16 protein-coding genes, 2 tRNA genes and 1 pseudogene are annotated in these 21,908 nt (G+C 62.8%); 6 read left to right on the plus strand and 13 right to left on the minus strand.

Features of this window, described 5'->3' with window-relative positions:
* Nucleotides 1-66: 66 nt before the first annotated feature.
* The 3 genes from NKH70_RS27435 to NKH70_RS27445 all read right to left on the minus strand — a co-directional run bounded on the left by NKH70_RS27435 (nt 67) and on the right by NKH70_RS27445 (nt 6,856).
* Nucleotides 67-3,720: an SPOR domain-containing protein gene (locus tag NKH70_RS27435; protein ID WP_353026629.1), complete on the minus strand. Its 3,654-nt coding sequence runs from the start codon at nt 3,718-3,720 to the stop codon at nt 67-69.
* Nucleotides 3,721-3,823: 103 nt separating this feature from the next.
* On the minus strand, nt 3,824-5,581 hold the full coding sequence (gene argS, locus NKH70_RS27440) for an arginine--tRNA ligase (protein WP_353026631.1): 1,758 nt from the start codon (nt 5,579-5,581) through the stop codon (nt 3,824-3,826).
* 60 nt (nt 5,582-5,641) lie between these two features.
* Complete coding sequence (locus NKH70_RS27445; RefSeq protein ID WP_352721661.1) at nt 5,642-6,856, minus strand: deoxyguanosinetriphosphate triphosphohydrolase; 1,215 nt, start codon at nt 6,854-6,856, stop codon at nt 5,642-5,644.
* Nucleotides 6,857-6,929: 73 nt separating this feature from the next.
* Here NKH70_RS27445 and erpA point away from each other — a divergent pair, with 73 nt between their 5' ends.
* The 4 genes and pseudogenes from erpA (at nt 6,930) to NKH70_RS27465 (ending at nt 8,888) form a co-directional block, all read left to right on the plus strand.
* Nucleotides 6,930-7,277, plus strand: coding sequence for an iron-sulfur cluster insertion protein ErpA (gene erpA / locus NKH70_RS27450; protein ID WP_352913405.1), 348 nt, complete (start codon nt 6,930-6,932; stop codon nt 7,275-7,277).
* Between the two features lie 2 nt (nt 7,278-7,279).
* Nucleotides 7,280-7,668, plus strand: a pseudogene (locus tag NKH70_RS27455) (VOC family protein).
* A 30-nt stretch (nt 7,669-7,698) separates the two neighbouring features.
* Complete coding sequence (gene xth / locus NKH70_RS27460) at nt 7,699-8,493, plus strand: exodeoxyribonuclease III (protein ID WP_352721659.1); 795 nt, start codon at nt 7,699-7,701, stop codon at nt 8,491-8,493.
* Nucleotides 8,494-8,570: 77 nt separating this feature from the next.
* Entirely contained in the window at nt 8,571-8,888 is a 318-nt protein-coding gene (locus NKH70_RS27465) for a hypothetical protein (protein WP_352721657.1), read from the plus strand.
* 23 nt (nt 8,889-8,911) lie between these two features.
* Here the strand turns inward: NKH70_RS27465 and NKH70_RS27470 are convergent, their stop codons facing one another.
* From NKH70_RS27470 to NKH70_RS27505, 8 genes are all read right to left on the minus strand, one after another.
* On the minus strand, nt 8,912-9,748 hold the full coding sequence (locus tag NKH70_RS27470) for a tetratricopeptide repeat protein (protein ID WP_023678939.1): 837 nt from the start codon (nt 9,746-9,748) through the stop codon (nt 8,912-8,914).
* Nucleotides 9,735-11,459 (minus strand): dihydroxy-acid dehydratase, encoded by a 1,725-nt coding sequence (gene ilvD / locus NKH70_RS27475; RefSeq protein WP_352721656.1) that lies wholly within the window; start codon nt 11,457-11,459, stop codon nt 9,735-9,737. The genes NKH70_RS27470 and ilvD overlap by 14 nt, the downstream gene beginning before the upstream one ends.
* 277 nt (nt 11,460-11,736) lie before the next feature.
* Nucleotides 11,737-12,957, minus strand: a complete 1,221-nt coding sequence (locus NKH70_RS27480) for an OmpP1/FadL family transporter (RefSeq protein WP_353026635.1) — start codon at nt 12,955-12,957, stop codon at nt 11,737-11,739.
* Between the two features lie 381 nt (nt 12,958-13,338).
* Nucleotides 13,339-16,122 carry a valine--tRNA ligase gene (locus NKH70_RS27485; RefSeq protein ID WP_352913403.1) on the minus strand — a complete coding sequence of 928 codons (2,784 nt, stop codon included), beginning with the start codon at nt 16,120-16,122 and terminating at the stop codon, nt 13,339-13,341.
* Nucleotides 16,123-16,415: 293 nt separating this feature from the next.
* The gene (locus NKH70_RS27490) at nt 16,416-17,306 is read right to left on the minus strand and encodes a DUF2497 domain-containing protein (protein ID WP_352913401.1); all 891 of its coding nucleotides are present in this window, start codon (nt 17,304-17,306) and stop codon (nt 16,416-16,418) included.
* Between the two features lie 198 nt (nt 17,307-17,504).
* Nucleotides 17,505-18,896 carry a TolC family outer membrane protein gene (locus tag NKH70_RS27495; protein ID WP_352721649.1) on the minus strand — a complete coding sequence of 464 codons (1,392 nt, stop codon included), beginning with the start codon at nt 18,894-18,896 and terminating at the stop codon, nt 17,505-17,507.
* Between the two features lie 186 nt (nt 18,897-19,082).
* A complete protein-coding gene (locus NKH70_RS27500; RefSeq protein ID WP_352721647.1) occupies nt 19,083-19,751 on the minus strand; it encodes a protein-L-isoaspartate O-methyltransferase family protein in 669 nt (222 codons plus the stop codon).
* 89 nt (nt 19,752-19,840) lie between these two features.
* Nucleotides 19,841-19,914, minus strand: a tRNA-Cys gene (locus tag NKH70_RS27505).
* Nucleotides 19,915-20,129: 215 nt separating this feature from the next.
* Here NKH70_RS27505 and NKH70_RS27510 point away from each other — a divergent pair.
* Entirely contained in the window at nt 20,130-20,330 is a 201-nt protein-coding gene (locus tag NKH70_RS27510; RefSeq protein WP_352913399.1) for a hypothetical protein, read from the plus strand.
* Nucleotides 20,331-20,385: 55 nt separating this feature from the next.
* Here the strand turns inward: NKH70_RS27510 and NKH70_RS27515 are convergent, their stop codons facing one another.
* Nucleotides 20,386-20,646 (minus strand): hypothetical protein, encoded by a 261-nt coding sequence (locus NKH70_RS27515; RefSeq protein ID WP_023676401.1) that lies wholly within the window; start codon nt 20,644-20,646, stop codon nt 20,386-20,388.
* A 220-nt stretch (nt 20,647-20,866) separates the two neighbouring features.
* Between NKH70_RS27515 and NKH70_RS27520 the strand changes: the two genes are divergently transcribed.
* Nucleotides 20,867-20,941: transfer RNA gene (locus tag NKH70_RS27520), tRNA-Asn, on the plus strand.
* 282 nt (nt 20,942-21,223) lie between these two features.
* Here the strand turns inward: NKH70_RS27520 and NKH70_RS27525 are convergent.
* Nucleotides 21,224-21,505 (minus strand): hypothetical protein, encoded by a 282-nt coding sequence (locus NKH70_RS27525; protein ID WP_352913379.1) that lies wholly within the window; start codon nt 21,503-21,505, stop codon nt 21,224-21,226.
* Nucleotides 21,506-21,908 lie beyond the last annotated feature (403 nt).

Raw genomic sequence — 21,908 nt, forward strand, 5'->3', positions numbered from 1 at the left:
CCAAAGGTTTCCGTTTACGCAAAAAGCCGGCGCGAGCGCCGGCTTTTCGAGGGGGCTTTGGTGCCGCTAGTGGGACACGAAGCAATTGCCGCCGGCAGCCTTGTAGCTGGTGCACAGTTTGATCGCCTCGTTGCGAGACTGCGCCGGAACGCGGACGCGGTAGAAGGTGCCCTTGCCGGCAATCTCGGCCTTGACGATGTTGGCGGTGCGGCCGGAAAGCACGCTGCCGTAGCGGCGTTGCAGATCCTGGTAAGTCGCCTGGGCGCTTTCGACTGTCGGCTGCGAAGCGATCTGTATCGACCACGAACCAGCGCCGGCCGCAGCCGGATCGATGGAAGCAACCTGATCGGGCTTGACCTCGCCGACCACGTCGACCGGCTGGTCGGACGGACGCTGCGGCGCCACTGGAACCGTGGCCGGGGTGCTGGCGGACTGCTTGCTGGCTGACGGCTGGGCCTTGGCTTCAGCCTTTGTGTCGGGCTTGGGCGCCGGCTGCAGCTTGGTGGTTTCGGCCTGATCGCCACTCGGCTGGTCGCCACTCGGCTGGTCACCAATCTTCTGATCGCCAATCTTCGGATCACTTGTCATTTGGTCGATCAGGGGCACGGTGCCGGTCTGCGCGGCGGCGTCGGCCTGGCCCGCCGGAGCCACGTGCTGCGGCGCCGGATCGGCCGGCTCGGCAGCAGCCATCTGCGGGGCGGCAGGCGCCGGATCTTCGCGCGCCACCAGCGAGCCGTCAGGTTTCACGACCATGGTCCGTACCTTGCGCGGCGCAACGGCGACGATCTCGGGGTTTGCACCCTTCTCGGCCTCCTGCAGGACCTGCGCGATGCGATCCTCGGACTTGGGCGCCGGTGCGGCGGCGGTTTCGGAAGCGCCAGCTGCATTGGCGCCAAGCGCGCTGGGGTCAGACGCGTTGGTGTCAGGCACGTTGGTGCCAGACGCGTCGGTGTCGGACGCCACGGTGCCGGGCGCGTCGATATCGTCTGCGGCATCGGGGTCATTGGGCGAAAGATCGACGACGCGGCTCTCCGGTTCGTTGGCCTTCAGGTCCACAGGCTCTTCGGTGTTGGTGACCAGCTTCTGCTGAACGGGCTCGGCGGGCTTGGCGCCCTTGACCACAGCGTCATAAACCTTGTTGTCCTGGTTCGGCACGACGGTGCCGCCTGGATTTTCCGGCTTGATCTTGATCGGCCTGTTGTCCGCCTTGACGATAACCGGCGCATCGCTGCCGCTCTTGCCGCCGTGGGTCAACGCAAAGGCGCCAAGGCCTCCGGCGATCGCCACCGCGCCAACCACCGCTCCTATCAGCAGCCCGCGCCTGCGCGGCTGCCTTTCGGCCCCGCGTTCGGCAAGACCCGGAACCGACATCTCCTCGTCCAGTTCGGGATCGTAATCGAGCTCATCGAAGGTGAAATCGTCGGCCTGCGAAACCGGCTGGCCACTGGGCAATGGGGCCAGATCGAAACCGTCCGCTGCATCGGCATAGGAAGCGGCCGCCGCGCTGACGGGGGCTTCCGCAGGCTTGGCGCCATAGGCGCGCGTCTCGCCGCGATCCTGCTTATAGCCAGACGCGAAGCCGGCATCGTATTCATCGTCGTAGCCAGCACTGCGCACCGGGGCGGGCGCTATATCCGTGGCATTCATTTCGGTGAGAAGGCTGACAAAATCGGCATCAAGATCGTCGTAGGCGGGCGCCACCGGCTCGTCATCGTCGAAGTTGAGCTCCGGAATGTCGAGATCGTCCGCCAGCGCCACGACGCGCTCGGGCACGTCGACCGTCTCGACATCGGGCATCTCGTCATATGCGGAAGGCTGTTGATGCGAGGTTGGTGCAGCTTCCGTGTAGGCGGGCCGATCTTCATAGGACGGCCTCTCTTCGACCGGTGCGGCCCGATTGGACGGCGTTGCAGCCGGCTGCGGCGGTGCCGGACGCGCCGAAGCGACCGGCTGGCTTGCAAAAGCGGGCTGAGGCTGTGCGACGGGCGTCACGCGGCTCCACGAGCGGGCCGGCTCGGGCGGTGTGGCGCGTGTCGTCAGCCAGTTCAGCGCATCGAGCGGATCTTCTTCGGAAGCAGCTGCGGCACTCTTGTCGGCCGAGTCATGATCCAGGCCGATATTCCTGGCGAAGTCGGCATCGAGCGCATCGTTGTCTAAATCATCCGCAGGTCCGGCAGCGGCTTCAACACCGAAATCCTCGCCTTCAAGCTCATCGAGGAGGACACTGCCAAGATCGGCGTCATCGGCGGCACTGGACTGCTGCGGCTCAGCGGGCTCGTGCTCGTCGAGTTCCCAATCCAGCTCGTCGACAGGATGCACCGGTTCGTTGGTGACGTCTTCAGCCGCACCCATGGGCTGTTCAGCAGCCACTGCTGGCTTCTGAATTACCGGCGCGACGGGCTGCTGAGCAACCATAACGGGCTTCTGGGCAGGCTGCTGGGCAGACTGCTGGCTTGTCTGAGGTTCGTTGACCGTTTGTGCCGGTCGTGTGCTCATCGCACCCAGCAGCGCGTTCAGCTCGTCCTCCAGGCTGCGTTCCTCAGCCACTGGGGCCGTCGGGACGACAGCGGCGGCCGGCGCCGCTGGTTCGGCTGCAACGACCTGCGCCACCGGCTCTTCGGCGTCCTCGGCAGGCGCATCGTCGAAGCTCAGATCGAAATCGTCGTCGAACGCCGCTTCGGCGGCCGTGCCGGAAAGCCGGGCGGCCTCTGGCTCTTCGATCGACAGCTCTTCGATAAACGCTGGTTCTTCGATTTCGGCAGGCTCGTTCGGGCGAACGTCGAAGTCCATGTCGACATCGGCCATGGCATCATCGAAATGGCCGGCAAGATCCTCATCGGCCGAAACCGCCTCAGCCGGCGATGCCGGGGCGGCGACCGCCGGCTCATGTTCGTCGAACATCAGCTCGTCTTCGAGCGAGCTTGCAACGGCATCGTCGAACTCGTCATCGAACGCAGGCGCGGCGGCTTGCGCCGCGGTTTCAACGGCGACGGTCTGCTCCATCGGCTCATGCTCTTCAAACATCAGCTCATCTTCGAGCGAACTTGCCACGGCGTTGTCGAACTCATCGTCGAAGGCGGGCCCTTCGACCGGCTCGATAGCCTCGGCTGCGGCCCTGGGTTCATCCTCGCCGGTCACCGCGATCTTGGCCGTCACATCGTCGTCGAGCCGAAAATCCTGGTCGAGCGAGGCGGCAAGTTCGTCGTCACTCGAAAGGTCATCCTCGAACGGCGACACGTCTTCGAGCGAGCCGGCGACGGCGTTATGAAACTCGTCGTCGAACTCCGGCTCGACAGCGGGAGCGAACGATCTTTCGGGGCCGGAGGCAATTTCGTCGGCGGCAACAGGAGCGGCCGCAAAAGGAGCAGCATCATCCGCCGCACTGTCGTCGAACGCGAAATCCTGTTCGAACGAGGCGGCAAGCGCGTCCTCAATTTCATCCGCGGTAGCCGGTTCGGGTGCCGGCTCGCGAAGCTCGGCAGGGGAAGCATTGTCATTGGCGTCGGCGCCGAACTCGCCCATCAACTCCTTCTCGAGATCGATGTCGAAATCGCCCTCGTCCACCGGAGGCTCGACGGCAGCGGTTTTCGGCTGGGCCGGGGTTTGCGGTTTGACCGGCTGGCGCGGGTCGAACCCCATGATCCTGGTCAGTTCCGCGAACGGATCATCGTTGGCGATGTCGTTGTGGTCGGCTGCTCTCAGCTGGGTTCTGTCTGCCATTATTGTTCCCGAACTCGCACTCATTCGGACGCCATGGACGTCGCGTAGGGTTGGCCCTTACCAGCGCAATGTGGGCAAAAGGTGACAGGTTTTTTACTCAAACCTAACGCATTTCGGTGGGCGCATTGGCTCCGATCAGCGTCAGGCCGGACGTCAAAACGTCCGAAACAGCCTGCACCAGCCCTAGTCTGGCATGCGTCAATTGTCGGTCGTTAACCTTAACAAAACGTAAGTCGGGATTATCGGTGCCCCGGTTCCAGTGTCCGTGGAAGCTGGAAGCGAGTTCGTAGAGGTAAAATGCCAGCCGGTGGGGCTCGAGCGCGAGCGCCGCCGCTTCGATCAGCCGCGGATATTCGGCGAGTTTCCTGATCAGGCCGATCTCACCCTCATCGGTCAGCAAAGCCACTTCGGCGGCCAGCTGGTTGCGGTCGAACATGGCCTCGCCCAATTGCTCGCTCGCCTGCCGAAACACCGAATGGCAGCGCGCCGAGGCGTACTGCACGTAGAACACCGGATTGTCCTTCGACTGCTCGGTCACCTTGGCGAAGTCGAAGTCGAGCGGCGCGTCGTTCTTGCGATAGAGCATCATGAAGCGGATCGGGTCGCGGCCAACCTCCTCGACCACTTCGCGCAAGGTCACGAACTCGCCGGACCGCTTCGACATGCGCACCGGCTCGCCGGCGCGAAACAGCCTCACCAGTTGGCAAAGCAGCACGGTTAGCTTGACCTCGTCGCCCGCAATCGCCCGGGCAAGCGCTTCCAGCCGTTTCACATAGCCGCCATGATCGGCGCCAAGCACATAGATCAGATCGACGAAGCCGCGATCGACCTTGTCCTTGAGATAAGCGACGTCGGCGGCGAAATAAGTGAAGGTGCCGTCCGACTTGACCAGCGCCCGGTCCATATCGTCGCCGACTGCGGTCGAGCGGAACAGCGTCTGCTCGCGGTCCTCCCAGTCGTCCGGCTTCTCGCCCTTGGGCGGCGGCAGCTTGCCCTTGTAGATGTGGCCCTTCAGCGTCAGGTCGCTGATCGCCGAGCGGATCTTCTTCGCATTGTTGGCATGCAGCGTCCGCTCGGAGAAGAAGACGTCGTGATGCACGTTGAGCAGCGCCAGATCCTCGCGGATCATCGTCATCATCGCATCGATCGTCCTGTCCTTGACGATGGCAAGCGCCTCCTCGTCCGGCATCTGCAGCAGGGAGCGGCCGAATTCGTTGGCCAGCGCCTGACCAACGGGGATCAGATAGTCGCCTGGATAAAGCCCGGCCGGAATGTCGCCGATCTCATCGCCAAGCGCCTCGCGGTAGCGCAGCATGACCGAGCGTCCGAGCACATCGATTTGCGAACCGGCATCGTTGATGACGTATTCCTTGGTCACGTCGTAACCGGCGAAGGCCATCAGATTGGCGAGCGCGTCGCCGACCACGGCACCCCGGCAATGCCCGACATGCATCGGGCCGGTCGGGTTGGCCGAGACATATTCGACATTGGTTTTCTTGCCGCCGCCGACCGTCGAGCGGCCGTAGTTGCGGCCTTCGCCGAGCAGCGCCGTCAGATGCGCCTGCCAGAAGCCGTCCTTGAGCCTGAGATTGACAAAGCCCGGGCCGGCGATCTCGGCGGCCGCGATATCCTCGTCGGCGCGCAGCGCCTCGGCCAGCCTTTCGGCCAGCGCACGCGGGTTCTGGCCGGTCGGCTTGGCCAACACCATGGCTGCGTTGGTCGCGAGGTCGCCATGGCTGGCATCGCGCGGCGGCTCGACAGCGATGCGCGACAGGTCCGGCGACACGCCATCCTTGTCTTTCAAATCAAGCGCTTCGACGGCCTTTATGATTCGCGCGTTGAAATCGGCGAAGATGTTCATTGCTATGGCTCTGACGGTTTTGCAGGGATCCGGCGCGTTGGCCGGCAAATCGAGCCCGCCCTAGCTCAAATCCGGCGTATGGTCAAACAAACGCCTGTGTTCCTTGAGCGCATAAGTGTCCGTCATGCCGGCCAGGAAATCGGCAACACTGCGCGCCTTGACGCGGTCCTCTGCCCGGTCGAGCCCTTCGCGCCAGCCATCCGGCATGGCGCGCGGATCGGCGAAATAAACGTCGAACAGGTCCCTGACGATCTGGTCGGCATCGGCGCGCACCCGCATGACCTCCGCGTGCCGGTAGAGGTGCTTGTAAAGAAAGGCCTTCAGCTCCTTTTCCGATGCGGCCGTTTCGGCGGAGAAGCTCACCATCGTCTCGCCGGCCGCCCTTACCGCTTCGGCGCTGCCGGGTTTGATGCGCGCCAGATTGGCCGTCGTCGAGACGATCACGTCCTCGACCATGATGGTGATCTGCCGGCGCATCAGCTCGTGGCTGGTGCGTACGTCATCGAGCGCCGGATAGCGCTCACGCACGCCCTTGAGGATCGACCCCGGCAGCGAGACATCCTCCAGCATATCCAGCGTCAACAGCCCTGCCCTCAAGCCGTCATCGATGTCGTGGGTGTTGTAGGCGATGTCGTCGGCAATCGCCGCGCACTGGGCCTCGATACCGGCGAAGCGGTCGAGTTCGAGGTCGTGCAGTTCGGAATAGTCGCGGATTGCCTGCGGCACCGGCCCCTTCAGCCCTTTCCCTTTGGCATCGGTCAGCGGGCCATTGTGCTTGACCAGCCCCTCCAGCGTTTCCCAGGTGAGGTTCAGCCCGTCGAACTCGGCATAGCGCCGCTCCAGCCGCGTCACCACGCGCAGCGATTGTGCATTGTGGTCGAAGCCGCCCCAGGCGGCCATCTTATCGTTCAGCGCGTCCTCGCCGGTATGGCCGAAGGGCGTGTGGCCGAAGTCGTGCACCAGGGCCACCGCCTCGGCCAGGTCCTCGTCGCCGCGCAGCGCCCGCGCCAGAGCGCGTGCAATTTGCGCCACCTCGATCGAATGCGTCAGCCTTGTGCGGTAATGGTCGCCTTCATGTGCGACGAACACTTGCGTCTTGTGCTTCAGCCGGCGGAACGCCGTCGAATGGATGATGCGGTCGCGGTCGCGCTGGAACGGCGTGCGCGTCGGGCTTTCCACCTCGTCGAACAGCCGCCCGCGCGATTTCGCCGGGTCGCTGGCATAGGCCGCGCGCGGCCGATAGCCGAATCCGATGTCGCCCAACTCGTTGGTCATAGCGTATGCCGCAGTTGACTTGCCCCGTCGCGCTTCATACCTATCATACAAAACCGAAAGCAAGGTGACGCCCATGGGCGCTGATGCCAAGACCGCCATGAAAGTCGAGATGACCGACGCCGCCGCCAGGCGGATCGCCAAGATTGTTGCGAGCGAAGCCGATAAGACGGCCCTGCGCGTTTCGGTCGAGGGCGGCGGCTGTTCCGGCTTCTCCTACAAGTTCGATCTGGTCGACAGGCGCAATGACGACGACGTCGCCATCGAAAAGGACGGCGCCACCGTGCTGATCGACGACCTGTCGCTGGTCTATATGGGCGGCTCGGTGATCGATTTCGTCGACGATCTGATGGGCCAGTCGTTCCAGATCAGAAACCCCAATGCGGTCGCCTCCTGCGGCTGCGGCACCAGCTTCTCGATCTAGAAATGCCCGACATCGGCGCGGTCCGTCAGGTCGCGCTTTCCGCCGGACGCGACCTCGACGCAACGCTGGCGTTCTGGCGCGAGGTGCTCGGCATGAGCCTGCATGCGCGTTTCGATCCTCCAGGCATCGCCTTCATCATGGCAGGTGACGTGCGCCTGCTTTTCACCGAGGCCTGCCGGCTGGCACCGTCTATCTCGACATCTCGGGCCTCGAAGAGTTCCACGCTTCGGCAAAGGCCGCCGGCGTCCCCTTCACCGCGCCGCCGGCGCTCGTCCATCGCGACACCGAAGGCCTGTTCGGCCAGGCGGGGGAAAGCGAATGGATGGCCTTCCTAAAGGACCCGGCAGGCAATACGATCGGCCTTGTCGAACGTCACCCGCCGGATCGCTAGTCTCCGGACCACCAGCCTATCGAGGCCGTCATGAAAATCGTCACCTGGAACATCAACGGCGTTCGCGCCCGCATCGGCAATTTGACCCATTGGCTGACGGAAAGCGCGCCAGACATCGCCTGCCTGCAGGAGATCAAGACCGTCGACGAGCAGTTTCCTCGCGCCGAGATCGAGGCGCTCGGCTACAATGTCGAGACTTACGGCCAAAAAGGCTTCAACGGCGTCGCCATCCTGTCGAAGCTGCGTTTCGACGAGGTCAATCGCGGCTTGCCGGGCGACGATGCCGACGAGCAGGCGCGTTTCATCGAAGGCGTGTTCTCGACCGACAAGGGCGCCTTGCGCGTTGCCTCGATCTATCTGCCGAACGGCAACCCGATCGACGACGAGAAGAAGTTCTCCTACAAGCTTTCCTGGATGGCGCGGCTGGAGCGCTGGGCCGAGGAGCGGCTTGCACTGGAAGAGCCGCTGGTTCTGGCCGGCGACTACAATGTCATTCCGGAGCCTATCGACGCGAAATATCCGGAAAACTGGCTAAGCGATGCGCTGTTCCAACCCGCGACGCGGCAGGCGTTCCGGCGGCTGAAGAATCTCGGCTTCACCGAAGCCGTGCGTGCCGTCAGCGACGCCCCGGACGTCTTTACGTTCTGGGACTATCAGGCCGGCGCCTGGCAGAAGAACAACGGCATCCGCATCGACCACCTGCTTTTGTCGCCCGAGGCCGCCAACTGGTTTTCCTCGGCCTCGATCGAAAAACAGGTGCGCGCCTGGGAAAAGCCCTCCGACCACGTACCGGTGGCGATCGATCTGGCGCTGCAGCCGGCCTGACCGGAGCTGCTGTCCGGCGGCACATTGATAAGTTGACCTCTTATCGCCACAAATCGCGCGCTTGATGGGAAATCATCATGGTGGCTGGGGTTCCCATGACTACTCGATTTGCATTCTGCCCGATCGGCTGCGCGCTTGCGATGGCGGTAGCGACGCCGGCTTTTGCCGATGCAGAATGCCTTGCCAACGGCAAATCATTCCAGATCGGCCGGGTCGCCTGCCTGACGGTTGCAGGCGGGAGCCATCTCGCCCGTTGCGACATGGTGCTCAACAACACGTCCTGGACAAAGCTCCGCGACGGCTGCCCGGAGGACACACTGGCCCCACATCTGCAGGGCACGCCGATCTCAACACCGGCGCCCGGCGGCGTGCCGGCGGAACCGACCGCGAATTGATTTAAATCTACAATCCCGCCGACCTATTGGTCGCCGCCACCCTTGGTGAGGATGTCGTCGGCCAGCGAGATCGCGGTGCGGCGGTCGGCTTCGCCGGCGGCCGCAAACGCTTCTTCCTGCATGCCGCGGATCCATGGCTGGTCGGCGGGTGAGGCCCGTTCGAGCGCCGCGGTCATCATCGCCAGCCCCCGCACGATCTTGCCGCTTTGGAAAAGCAGGTTGCCGAGCGTCGCCTGCGCGCCCGCGTGGCCCTTTTCGGCCGCCAGCTGGAACCAGCGTCCGGCCTGCTTGACGCTGGCCTTGACGCCGCCCTCACCCTTGAGGAACATCTGGCCCATCTCGAACTGGGCGTTCGGGTTGCGGTAGTTGGCGGCGGCACGCATGTAATATTCCTGGGCCGCCACCTCGTTCTCCTCGACGGGGCTGCCGGGAATGCCTTTCCTCAGATAGTCGCCAAGCGCCACCAGCGCGTCCGAAACATAGCTTTCCTCGGGCGAACCGGGCTCGACATCCTGGTCGACGATCTCGCTAAAGAACTTGAACGCCGCGTAGTCGTCTCGCGCCACGCCGTCGCCTTCCGCATACATGCGCGCAAGCTTCCAGGTGGCGCCGATCTGGCCGTTCTCGGCGGCATATTTATACGCTTCCGCGGCCTGCTCCTTATGGCCGTTCTTGTAGGCGGAAAAGCCGAACTGGAACACCGCCCAAGGGCTCGACTGCGGCTTCACGCCGGTCTTGTCGTCGAATACCTTGTCGTCGAAAGCCATGGCCTGGCCGACGGCGCCCAAGGTCGCGCCAAAAGTGGCGAGCGCAACCAGTGCCGAAAGGACAGACGACCTCAACAACTCAGATGTCCGCATAGCAGTGTGTTTCTTTGGCACCGCCGGGATGGGTGACCGCGCCGTCGCGGGCAGATCCGACCGTCTGTGCGTATTTCCAGATCGCGCCCGACTGATAATCGGTCGTGCGCGCCTTCCATGCTTTTGCCCTCGCCGCCAGTTCGGCTTTGGACAATGCAACCTCGATCGTGCCGTTCACCGCATCGATCGAGATCAAGTCGCCATCCCTAAGCAGCCCGATCGGGCCGCCCACTGCCGCTTCCGGCCCGACATGGCCGATGCAGAAACCGCGCGTTGCGCCCGAAAAACGCCCGTCGGTGATGAGCGCCACCTTGCCGCCCATGCCCTGGCCGTAGAGAGCCGCCGTCGTCGACAGCATTTCGCGCATGCCCGGGCCGCCGCGCGGACCCTCGTAACGGATGACGAGAACCTCGCCTTCCCTGTAGTTGCGATGTGTAACCGCTTCGAAACATTCCTCTTCCGAATCGAAGCAGCGCGCCGGACCCGAGAATTTCAGTTCCGCCATACCAGCGACCTTCACGATCGCGCCTTCGGGGGCAAGGTTACCCTTCAAGCCCACGACCCCGCCGGTCTGGGTAATCGGCCTGTTGGCGGGACGGACCACATCCTGACTGTCATTCCAGGAAACATGTTCCATATTTTCGGCCAAAGTGCGGCCGGTCACCGTCAGGCAATCGCCATGAAGATAGCCATGGTCGAGCAGCGTCTTCATCAAGAGCGGAATGCCGCCGGCCTCGAACATGTCCTTGGCGACGTATTTGCCGCCCGGCTTGAGGTCGGCGATATAGGGTGTTTTCTCGAATATCCTGGCCACGTCGAAAAGATCGAACTTTATCCCGGCCTCGTGCGCGATCGCCGGCAGATGCAGCGCCGCGTTGGTCGAGCCGCCGGTGGCCGAGACCACGGTCGCGGCATTTTCCAACGCTTCTATAGTAACGATGTCGCGCGGGCGGATGTTCCTTGCGATCAGCTCCATGATCTTTTCGCCGGAAGCGAAATTGAAGCGGTCGCGCATCTCGTAGGGTGCCGGCGCGCCGCAGGAATAGGGCAGCGCCAGGCCGATCGCCTCAGCGACGGTGGCCATGGTATTGGCGGTGAACTGGGCGCCGCAGGAGCCGGCAGACGGACAGGCGGCTTGCTCGATCTCGAGCAGCTCGGCGTCGCTGATGGTGCCGACCGAATGCTGGCCCACCGCCTCGAACACGTCCTGTACAGTGATCTGCCGGCCACGGTAGCTGCCGGGCAGGATCGAGCCGCCATAGATGAAGATCGACGGTACGTTGAGGCGCACCATGGCCATCATCATGCCGGGCAGCGACTTGTCGCAACCGGCCAATCCGACCAACGCATCGTAGCAATGGCCGCGCATCGTGAGCTCGACCGAGTCGGCGATGACCTCGCGCGACACCAGCGACGACTTCATGCCCTGATGGCCCATGGCGATGCCGTCGGTGACGGTGATGGTGCAGAATTCGCGTGGCGTGCCATTGGCGGATGCCACGCCCTTCTTGACCACTTGCGCCTGGCGCATCAGCGAGATGTTGCAGGGTGCTGCTTCGTTCCAGCAGCTGGCGACACCGACCAGCGGCTGCGCGATCTCGGCCGCCGACAGCCCCATCGCATAGAGGTAGGAGCGATGCGGTGCCCGCTCGGGACCAACGGTCACGTGGCGGCTCGGCAGCTTGGCCTTGGAGATCCCTCTGGCGTCCATACTCGTCCTTGCCGCGGGCGGTGCGGCCTGCCTCTTCGCCTAGCTTTTTGGCGCGTGTCCCGAGACAAGTTTGAGGTGCGCCGGGTTTATGGCGGGAAATAGGCAATGTTCCCGGGCGGCCGGGTGGCGCGAGGGTTGTTCAGAAACTGTTGCCAAAACGTCACAATTATCGGAGCGAACATCATGGGCCAATTGTTGCGCTGGCCGAACGCCGGATGATGCACCGAACAAAACGGCCGGGCAACGCCCGGCCGTTTTGTCGTTTAAAAATCTGTAGTTAGAACTTGATCTTGACGGAAGCCGAACCGGCGAGAAGCAGGTCGTTGCCGTAGGTATAGGTGACGGCATTTGCCACGTCGCCGACACCGCTGAAAGTCGATGACCCGCTCGTCAGCACACCGATCGAGCCGCCGAGCCTGACCTCGACCTGGTCGTTCGGCGAATAGGAGACGCCGCTGGCAACGGCCCAGGTATCCGACTGATAGCCCGAGGTCGTCGAGGTGCCGCGATCCCAGGTCAGCGAAACCACGCCCGACAATTGATCGGTGAACTTGTGACCGATACCGCCCGTGACCGTCCAGCCGTCGCGATAAAGCAGGTCGAATGAAACGGGCGAGGGAGCACCGGTCACCGGACTGCGTACGCCATTGATGGCAATGACGCCAAGCTTGCTCCACTCCTGCCAGCGGATGGAACCGAAGGCCAGCCAGCCAGGAGCTATACCGCTCTGCAGCTTGAATTCCAGAGCCTGAGGTATCTCAGCCGACGCCGAGACTGGGTACACCCCGGTGGAGCCAGGAACCAGATCCGCTGGAAAGGCGCCCCTGAAGCCGGTCGTGTCGACCGTTCCCGACAGCCCGTCATATTTGTAGCTGGAAGAGTACATCAGGCTGGCGCGCAGAGCGATCTCGGGGATCTCATAGGCTGCGCCCGCACGCCAACCCCACGCCTCGTCGGATAGCTTGAATACGCCGAGGCCGGTATTGCCGAAGGCGAGCAGTGTCTGGCGGGACAGAAACGCGTCGACCTGCTGGTAGGAGACGCCGCCGATGAATCGTATGGAGCCCTTGCCGACGTTCACCTTGTAAGAGCAGGTGAGACCGAAATCGTCTGTGTCGACGGCGTATTTGACCGCTGTCGGTGAATAGGCGTTGTTCATGCCGAAATTTGCGTCCGCACCATACGGTCTCGTATAGGTGGCAAGACAGTCTACGGGCTCAAAGATGTTGGCCTTGATGCCGACATGCGGCACCGCATAGTCGCCACCAACGTCCACCTCCGATGTCGACAAACCCGAGCCGTCGAGGCGCTGCACATTCTTGAGTTTGCGCTGCGGCGAAACATAGGTGACGCCCGCATCGAACGAATATGGCGCCGCGTCGAACAGCTGGTCGATGTTGACGCCGCCCCGGTCAAAGCCCCCGGCTTGCACCGTCCCAGCCAAAGCCAGCGAAAAAGCCCCCGCGCCCAGCAGCACTTTCAGACGCGAATAACACATGAATCTCCTCCCCGAAATATCCTTGCATCAAGCTAGAACCAATTCAGGTTAACGGCGCAACAACGAATTCGCCGTGCGTACATGTACACCTTGGCTGAACGCATTTCCGACAAGGTGTCGGCCTTCTTCCCGAGACGGGAAAATGGCCGCCTCAATACAAATCGACGAGAAAACTCGGGAAAACCGCCCAAATCACTACAGAACAGTGCATTTTGAGTGCCCAGTCAGCCATTGTTACATTACGGCAACAATGGGGCAAAAACATTCAGTTTGCCTCAAGATTTACGCTGCGGAATGCCTGTTTTCGTGGCAGGCGGCCTATCTGGAAAGCAGATTCGTGACCGGCGAATCTATCCCGGCCAGCCGGCCCAATTTGTTTGATCAGCCGGCCTCGCGTACCCGCGTCAATGCCACCGAAAGCTTCTCTTGCGCCTCGCGATATTCGGCGAGTTTTTCGCGCTCGGCCTCCACCACCTCTTCCGGCGCGTTGGCGACGAATTTCTCGTTGGACAGCTTCTTGTAGAGCCGCGCTATTTCCTCGGTCACCTTGGCAAGTTCCTTCTGCAGGCGCGCTGCCTCCGCGGCAAGGTCGATCAGGCTGCCGAGCGGCAGGCAGATGGTCGCTTCGTTAAGCACGATCTGCGCGGAGCCCTTGGGTGCCGCATCGACCAGCGAGATGTCGCCGACCCGCGCCAGCCGCTTGATTGCCGATGCCTGGCGCTCCAGCCTTTCGTGTGTCGTGTCATTGGCACCGATCACCATCAGGGGAGCTATCGCCGCCGGCGGCACGTTCATTTCCGAACGCACCGAGCGGATGCCGGAGACGAGATCGACCAGCCAGTTGATATCGGCGGCGGCCTCCTCGTCCTCGAAATCGGGCGACGGCCAAGCCGCATGACAAAGCAGCGACGGCCGTTGCCTGCCCTCGCCGGCGGTTTCGGCCCACAGTTCCTCGGTCATGAACGGCATCATCGGATGCAGCAGCTTATAGATCTCGTCCAGCACGAAGGCGACGCATGCCCTGCTCTCGGCCTTGGCGGCCTCGTCGGCGCCCATGAACACCGGCTTCAGCAGTTCCAGGTACCAGTCGCAGAATTGGTTCCATACGAACCGGTAGGCGGCGCCCGCCGCCTCGTTGAAGCGGTATGAGGTGATACCGTCGGTTATGTCTCGCGCGGCTCGCGTCAGCTCCGTCAGGATCCAGCGATTGACCGCGAGCTTGGCGTCCTGCAGCCAGAAATCGTCGTCGCGCGCCACTTCGTTCATCTCGGCAAAACGCGTCGCGTTCCACAGCTTGGTGCCGAAATTGCGGTAACCGGCAATGCGGGCCGGATCGAGCTTAACGTCGCGCCCTTGCGCTGCCATCACCGTCAAGGTGAAGCGCAGCGCATCGGCGCCATATTCGTCGATGAGCTCGAGCGGATCGATGACGTTGCCTTTCGACTTCGACATCTTCTGCCCGTTCTTGTCGCGAACCAGCGCATGGACATAGACCGTGTGGAACGGCTCCTGGTCCATGAAATGCAGGCCCATCATCATCATGCGGGCGACCCAGAAGAAGATGATGTCGAAACCGGTGACCAGCACGTCGGTCGGGTAATAGGTCTTCAGCTCCGGCGTCTGGTCCGGCCAGCCGAGCGTCGAGAACGGCCACAGCGCCGACGAGAACCATGTATCGAGCACGTCCTCGTCGCGGGTCAGGATCTCGCCAGGCTGGAAATTCTCGAGCTTGTCCTCGACCCAGGCCTTCCACGGCCCTTCCAGCGCCAGATAATATTCGACGGCGGCACCGAGCGCTTCTTCCTCGGTCTTTTCGACAAAGACATGCCCGTCCGGGCCGTACCAGGCAGGGATCTGGTGGCCCCACCAGAGCTGGCGCGAAATGCACCAGGGCTGGATGTTCTCCATCCAGTCGAAATAGGTCTTTTCCCAGTTTTTGGGCACGAAATTGGTACGGCTCTCGCGCACCGAGGCGATCGCCGGCTTGGCCAGTTCCGCCGCATTGACATACCACTGGTCGGTCAGAAACGGCTCGATCGGCACGCCGCCACGGTCGCCGTGCGGGACAGTGTGGCGATGCGGCTCGACCTTCTCGAGAAAGCCGCCCGCCTCCATCAGCTCGACGATCTTCCTGCGCGCATCGAAACGGTCGAGGCCGTCCAGGCTGTCCCAGACGGCCTGGCGCTCCGGCGTCACTTCCAGTCCGGCGAGAAAGTCCTCATTGTCCTTGAGGCTCACCGCCGCATTGACGGTGAGGATGTTGACCGCCGGCAGCCGGTGGCGCTTGCCGACCTCGAAATCGTTGAAGTCATGCGCCGGCGTGATCTTGACCGCACCGCTGCCTTTTTCGGGATCGGAATACTCGTCCGCCACCACCGGGATCTTGCGGCCGACGATCGGCAGGATGAGGTTCTTGCCGACAAGATGCCGGAAACGTTCGTCGTCGGGGTGGACTGCTACAGCCGTATCGCCCAGCATCGTCTCCGGGCGGGTCGTCGCAACGGTGATGAAGGTCTTCGGATTCTCCGGATCGAAGGTCACGCCCGCGACCGGATAGCGGAAGTGCCACAGATTGCCGTTGACTTCCTGCTGCTCGACCTCGAGATCCGAGATGGCGGTCAACAGCTTCGGGTCCCAGTTCACAAGGCGCTTGTCCTTGTAGATCAGCCCTTCCTTGTAGAGCGTCACGAACACTTCGAGCACGGCCTTGGACAGGCCTTCGTCCATAGTGAAGCGCTCCCGGCTCCAGTCGGCCGAGGCTCCGAGCCGCTTCAGCTGGTTGAGGATGGCGCCGCCGGACTCGGCCTTCCACTCCCAGACCTTGTCGATGAACTCATCGCGCGTCAGGTCGCGGCGGTGGATCTGCTTTTCCATCAGCTGGCGCTCGACCACCATCTGCGTGGCGATGCCGGCATGATCCATGCCCGGCTGCCACAAGACGTTCTTGCCGCGCATGCGCTCGAAGCGCACCAGAATGTCCTGCAGCGTGTTGTTGAGCGCGTGGCCCATATGCAGCGAGCCGGTGACGTTCGGCGGCGGGATGACGATGGTGAAGGCTTCAGCCCCCTCCTCGGCCCCGGCCCCGGCCCGAAACGCGTCGGCCTCTTCCCAGATCCTGGCAATCTTCGGCTCGACGGCTTTGGCGTCGTAGGTCTTTTCGAGCATGGGAAAACGGTCCGCGCTGTCCGGAATTTGTGGTCCGGTGTAAATCGGAAGGTTGTTGCCAAGTCAACCGCAAGGGCGGCGGGTTTGTTCCACGCTACGGATCACACGAGTTTGTCCGTTCCGCGGGGTCATCGCGCTCGAATTCGACATGGCTTTCCCAAAGCCGGGGCAGTCGGCTCAGTCCGAACGGCGACGTGTGGCGATAAGGCTTGAAATGGCCGCGCTGAACCGCCTAGCGCTCACGAGAGCTCCAGATAGCCCATAATAACTTCTCCTGGCTGCAGGCTGCTGTGCTACTGCGCGCCGCGCGCGACGCGCTCGATTTCCTCGCGCACCAGCCGCTCGACCAGCGTCGGCAGGTTGTTGTCCAGCCAGTCCTGCAGCATGGGCCGCAGCATCTCCTCGGCCATCTCGTCGAAGGTCTTCTTGCTGCGGCTGGCAAACGCGTCGGAGAGCTCGCCGAAGGCGGCGGCAACCTGCCGGCCCGTATGCTCCGAAAGGATCGCCGGACGTGCGGGCGGCGCCTCGCTGGCCGCCGGACGCGCCAATCCGATTTTCGAAGATTCCGGGCCGATTTTCGAAGGTTCCGGGCCGATTTTCGAAGGTTCCGGGCCACTTTCCGAAAGCTCCGGCCCAATTTCCGAAGGCTCTGGCGCAGGTCCAGCACTCGCCTCGCCCTCGAAAACCTCGGCTTTCGGCTTGGCGTCCGGCGTACGGAGTGGCTCGGCGCGCTCCGGCTTGGCTATCGCGTCGCCGACCGCGGCGATCTCGCGCCGCCAATCGGCGATGATAGTGTCGGTCGTCTCGGCAGCCTTGGCCGTCGCAGGCCGATCCGGCTTTGCGGGCGGTTCGGGAGCGGCGTTCACCTCAGCCAGCGTCACCGCTGCTTTTACAGGGCCGGGGCGCAGCGGCGTTTCCAGGCGCTCAATGACCGGCGCGGCCGCTGGCTGCACCTCGGCGCGCGTGGCCGGCTTGGCGATCTCCAGTCCGCCGCGCAGTTCGGAGCGGAACGCATCCCCCTCCGCTGCCCGTCCGGCTGCCGGCGCCGGTTGCAGATCCTGGCGCAGCTCGTCCGCGTCGCCCGGCTGCTTGCGGCCGGTATCGCTGTCCTCGATGATCCTTCTGATGGAAGCCAGTATCTCTTCCATGGAAGGTTCGCGCTGTACGCTGCTCGCCGTCGCCATCGTCACATCCGCCGCCCTTGTGACTCGTTCTCAGATTTCCTGTCCGGCAATGCCGGATTCGAATCATGGCAACAGCGTAACCGACGGAACGCCTTGCGAGAATCCCCAATCTGGCGACATCTCGGATTTCAACAGATTAGGGTCGGGAGTTGAAGCCCGCGCGTCGTTCGAGCGCGGGCTGAAAACACGCCTTGGCGATCAGCGGCCGTCCGGCGTGCGCAGGCCGATCCACTTGTCCTTGACGGCGTTGTAATGCTCTTCCGGCCTGTACTTCGTCACGTTGAGCGCAAGGCGCTCTGCCGACAAATGGCCAACCGCCGAGAGGATGGCATAGCTTGCCACCACCACGTCGCGTTCGGCGCTGACAAGATTGATCTTGGCGGTGATGAGGGTCGCCTGCGCGTTGAGCACGTCGAGCGTGGTGCGCTGGCCGACATTGCGCTCTTCGATGACGCCGTTCAGGGCAAGCTGTGCGGCGGCGACCACCTGCCGGTTGGCCGTGACGCTTTGCTGCGCGGCGGTGTATTGCGACCATGCCGAGGTCACCGCTTGGCGCACGGTGTCGCGGCTGACATCGACCTCGATACGGGCCTGGCTAAGTGATTCCTTTGATTGGCGAACCAATGCCGAGGTCCGGCCGCCGGAATAGATCGGTATCGTCAATGTCGCGCCGATGTTCGCCGAATTGGTTACGCCATCCTGTGTCGAGGAGAGCGAGCCCGGCGCGGTGCCGCGAATGGCGCTCGAAACACCTGCCGACGCCGATAGTTGCGGCAGCAACGCGCCTTCGGCAGACTTCACCGAAAACGCCGCCGCGTCGACCAGATGCGCGGTGGCGAGGATGGCCGGATGCTCGGCCGATGCGATCGCAATCGCCGCATCGAGGCTCGACGGCAACAGCTTCGACACCGGCGAAGCCGGCCTGAGCCTGCCCGGCTCGTCGCCGACGATCTGGCGATAGGTCGCAGCGCTTGCCAGCGCCGTCGCGCGGGCGGCGCTCAACTGCGCCACCGCGGAGGCACGCTGGGCGTCGGCTTGCGCGACGTCGGTGCGCGTACCTTCGCCGACCTCGAAGCGCGAACGCGCCGCACGCGCCTGCTCGGTCAGGAATTGCAGGTTCTGTTCGGTCAGCACGGCGACCTGGCGGTCGCGGATAACGTCCATATAGGCACTTGCCGCGTTGAAAAGAGTGTTTTCTTCGGCGTTGCGCAGGCTTTCGAACGAAGCGCGGACCCGCGATTCGGCGGCCGCCACATTGTTCCTGGTCTGAAAACCGTCAAACAGCGTCTGGTCGATCTCGACGCCGAAGTTGCCGGTGGTTATCGAGATGTTTCGGTGCAACCGATTGCTGTGGCTGGCGGTATAATCAATACTTCCGGAACCAGTGATGGTCGGGCGCCAGCCGGACTTGGCGATGGCGACGCCCTCGTCGGTGACGCGGGCGCCGGCGCGTGAAGAATTAAGCGAGGAATTGTTCTGATAGGCCTTTGAAAGTGCCCCGAGGATGGTTTCGGCCGAGGCGGCCAGTGGAGAAAGCGCTGTCGCCGAAACGAGGACAGCGGTAAAAAGCAACTTGCGTACAGACGGCACGTTATATTCCCTCATTCGTTTTGCACGGGAACTGCGCCACGCTGGCTTCTCCTCTGATCAGCCGGCGCCGCGTTTTTTATCGTTCCCCCGCTGAAAGCCCCCAAGAAACACCCGGTTATGCAGATCAGCAACGATTGTTCAAACGCAAGCGATCATGACAACGCCTTCGCTGCAAGGCAAAATCACTCAGAATTCGAAGGCGGGAATGCGTTCGAATCCCGGTAGTGGCTTAATTGCCGCATTAAACGCGCGTCTTCCCGTTACAACCCCTCCAGTCTTAAAAAAAAGCCGGGCTACGCCCGAATTGCCCTGCCCTTCAACGGCGACGAGTCGGCCGCCTTCGGCAAGCTGATCGAACAGCGCCGTCGGCACCTCGCCGACGCTGCCGCCGATCAGGATGACGTCGTAAGGCGCCCTGGCAGCATGGCCTTGCGGCAGCGGTCCCTGGACCACCGTGACATTGGCGCAACCAAGTGCCGCGAGCGTCGACGTGGCGCTCTCGGCGAGCGCCACATCGCTTTCCAGCGCGACCACGGACCTTGCCAGCCGCGACAGGATCGCCGCCGCATAGCCGGTGCCGCAGCCGACATCGAGTGCCGAATCGCTTGGGCCGACATCGGCCAGCTGCATCAGCTTGGCCAATGGCGACGGTTCCATCAGATAGCGCGGACCATCGGCCGTATCGGCAATGCGGATGTCCTCATCGATATAGGCAAGATCGCGCTGGCCGGCGCCGACAAAGGCCTCGCGCGGCACGACAAGCATCGCCTCGAGCAATGGCGCGCTGGTCACGTCGGTGGTGCGGATCTGGCCGTCGACCATCTTCACCCGGCGTTCGGCAAAATCAGCGCTCATGTTCCAACCATCCGCTTGCCGCGCAAAGACCGCGGCTGTTTCGACCGGAACTGAAGCCCCCTGGCGCTGACGCGCGGGAGCTCGGGCATTGGAGGCCTCGCCCGGAATCGAACCGGGGTGCAAGGATTTGCAGTCCTCTGCGTAACCACTCCGCCACGAGGCCTCATTGCTCCCGGCGTTCCACCCGGCTCCAATAGGTTGCGGCGAAAATGCCGTCAAGCGGCCACCATGCATTCCCAACGGTTCTTCCGACATCGAGGCACTGCTTATCAACGCAATGCCATGCTAGCAATAATATATTAGCTTATCGTTAAGCATGATGCGCGGCGACAGGAACCCGAAACCGGCGGCCACGTTGGGCAGATAGGAGGCTCCGCCATGGCTCGAGCAGCTACGAAAGACGGCACACCGCGCGGATTGTCGCAGTCTGCAGAGCTTGTGCGCTATGCCATCGACCGCCTCGGCATAGAAGGCGCAAACAGCCTGCCGCCGCGCGACCGGGCGCGGCTGGCATCGGCTACCGCCGTTCTCAAGGAGCTTTGCGAACGCCTGGAAAGCTGCTTCGACCAACCTCGGTGATGCCTAGACGGACCACGCCGCTCTCAAACAATTGCCTGTTTCCAGCAGGGCAACCTCAATCGGGCCGGCGCCGTCGCTCCCACCAGACGACGAAGCGGCGCCGGTGACGGCGCACCAATGCGAATTCGTAGGAGAGTACCAGCAATCCGATCGGTACCATCCAGAAACCCAGGATCGGCAGGAAACCGAGAATGCCGCCGATGATCAGCACGACGCCGATCGCAATCCTGAGGCCGCGCGAGCGCGGCATGGTGAACTGGCGGCCGAAGACCGAGATTTTCCGGGCCGGTGGCTGTTCGTCGCTCATTGCCGTCATGTGAAATGTCGATCCGTTTGCATCAGTAGCACCATCAGCCGGAGAAAGCCGCAGCGGCCTTTTCTGTTCCGTGACAGGCGAGAGACAGCTCATATGAGGGCGCTCGCCGGCCATTGCCAGAAAGCCCTGCGCCAAAAAGCACCGAAAAAATGCGAAATGCTTCTTTGCAAAGCCGAAACGGGTTTGCTATAGGCTGCCCCACTCACATAAGAGCCTCTGTTCCCCGGTAGCTCAGTGGTAGAGCAACCGGCTGTTAACCGGTTGGTCGCTGGTTCGAATCCGGCCCGGGGAGCCACCGCCTTTTCTACGCCAAGTCGCGATTTTGCACCCCGGCGTGCGATTTTTCCCTACGCTTCGATCTCGTAGTCCAGCTTCCAGAGTGGCAGAGCGTCGAGGACCGACGAATCCAAGCGTAGAATATCGGCCTCGCCCGCCCATGCCTATTCCTTGCAAGCCGCAATCTCAAGATCGGCGGCAGCCATGCGGAAATACCGACGATCGGCGGCTTCGCCGATCATCGGCTTCGCGCCTCGAAGCTGATCTTGCCAGAGCTTGACCAAGACCGCTCTGGTCGTGATCAATGCGCCACGCCGTCGGATGCGTGTAGGAGTCTCCAAGTCAGGCCGACGCGGCCGTCGAACTGGGATGCGAAATGTTCGGCGGCGACGCCTTCCAGGCCATCATCGACAAGAGCCTCGATGCTTCGTCGCATCAGCGCGTGCTGCATCTCGCGGGCGTGGGCCAGGTCTGTCTCTCTCATGATTTCCATGACGTGGTAGGCGACAACGGGCTGGCCGAGGCAAGACATGAGCGTGCTCGGTTCTGACGTCACAGCCGTAACTGCGTCTTCGATCTTCATTCAGGCGCTCCTCATCAAACATGATGCTGGCGCCTCCCCATGAGACGACGGTGTTCCGTCGTTTCTTTTTACAATTTCGACTGTCGCGCACGAGTGAAGGGACAAGTGCGCGAACAGGAGAATTACCCTCTTGTTCCAGTCTCCTTGAGCAACCTCGCTACCCAAATCAGTATGCTGCAAAATTGAATTAAAGGCGACCGGATAGTTAATCGATGGTTAATGGCGGCGCTCGCGTCTCAGGCGTTCGCACATGAAACATCGGGCAGGTCCGCCTTGCGCCTCATGTCGGCCATAGAGGCGAACTTTGCCTCCGCCCGGAAGCAGATGAGGTGGATGGCTCCCGCTCCCGGCATCTGAGTGCCACAGTGGGTTTGCTGTCAGGCAACCCGAGCAAAGGAGCCAT

It is taken from the genome of Mesorhizobium sp. M0991 (genome assembly GCF_040318915.1).
Classification (GTDB): domain Bacteria; phylum Pseudomonadota; class Alphaproteobacteria; order Rhizobiales; family Rhizobiaceae; genus Mesorhizobium.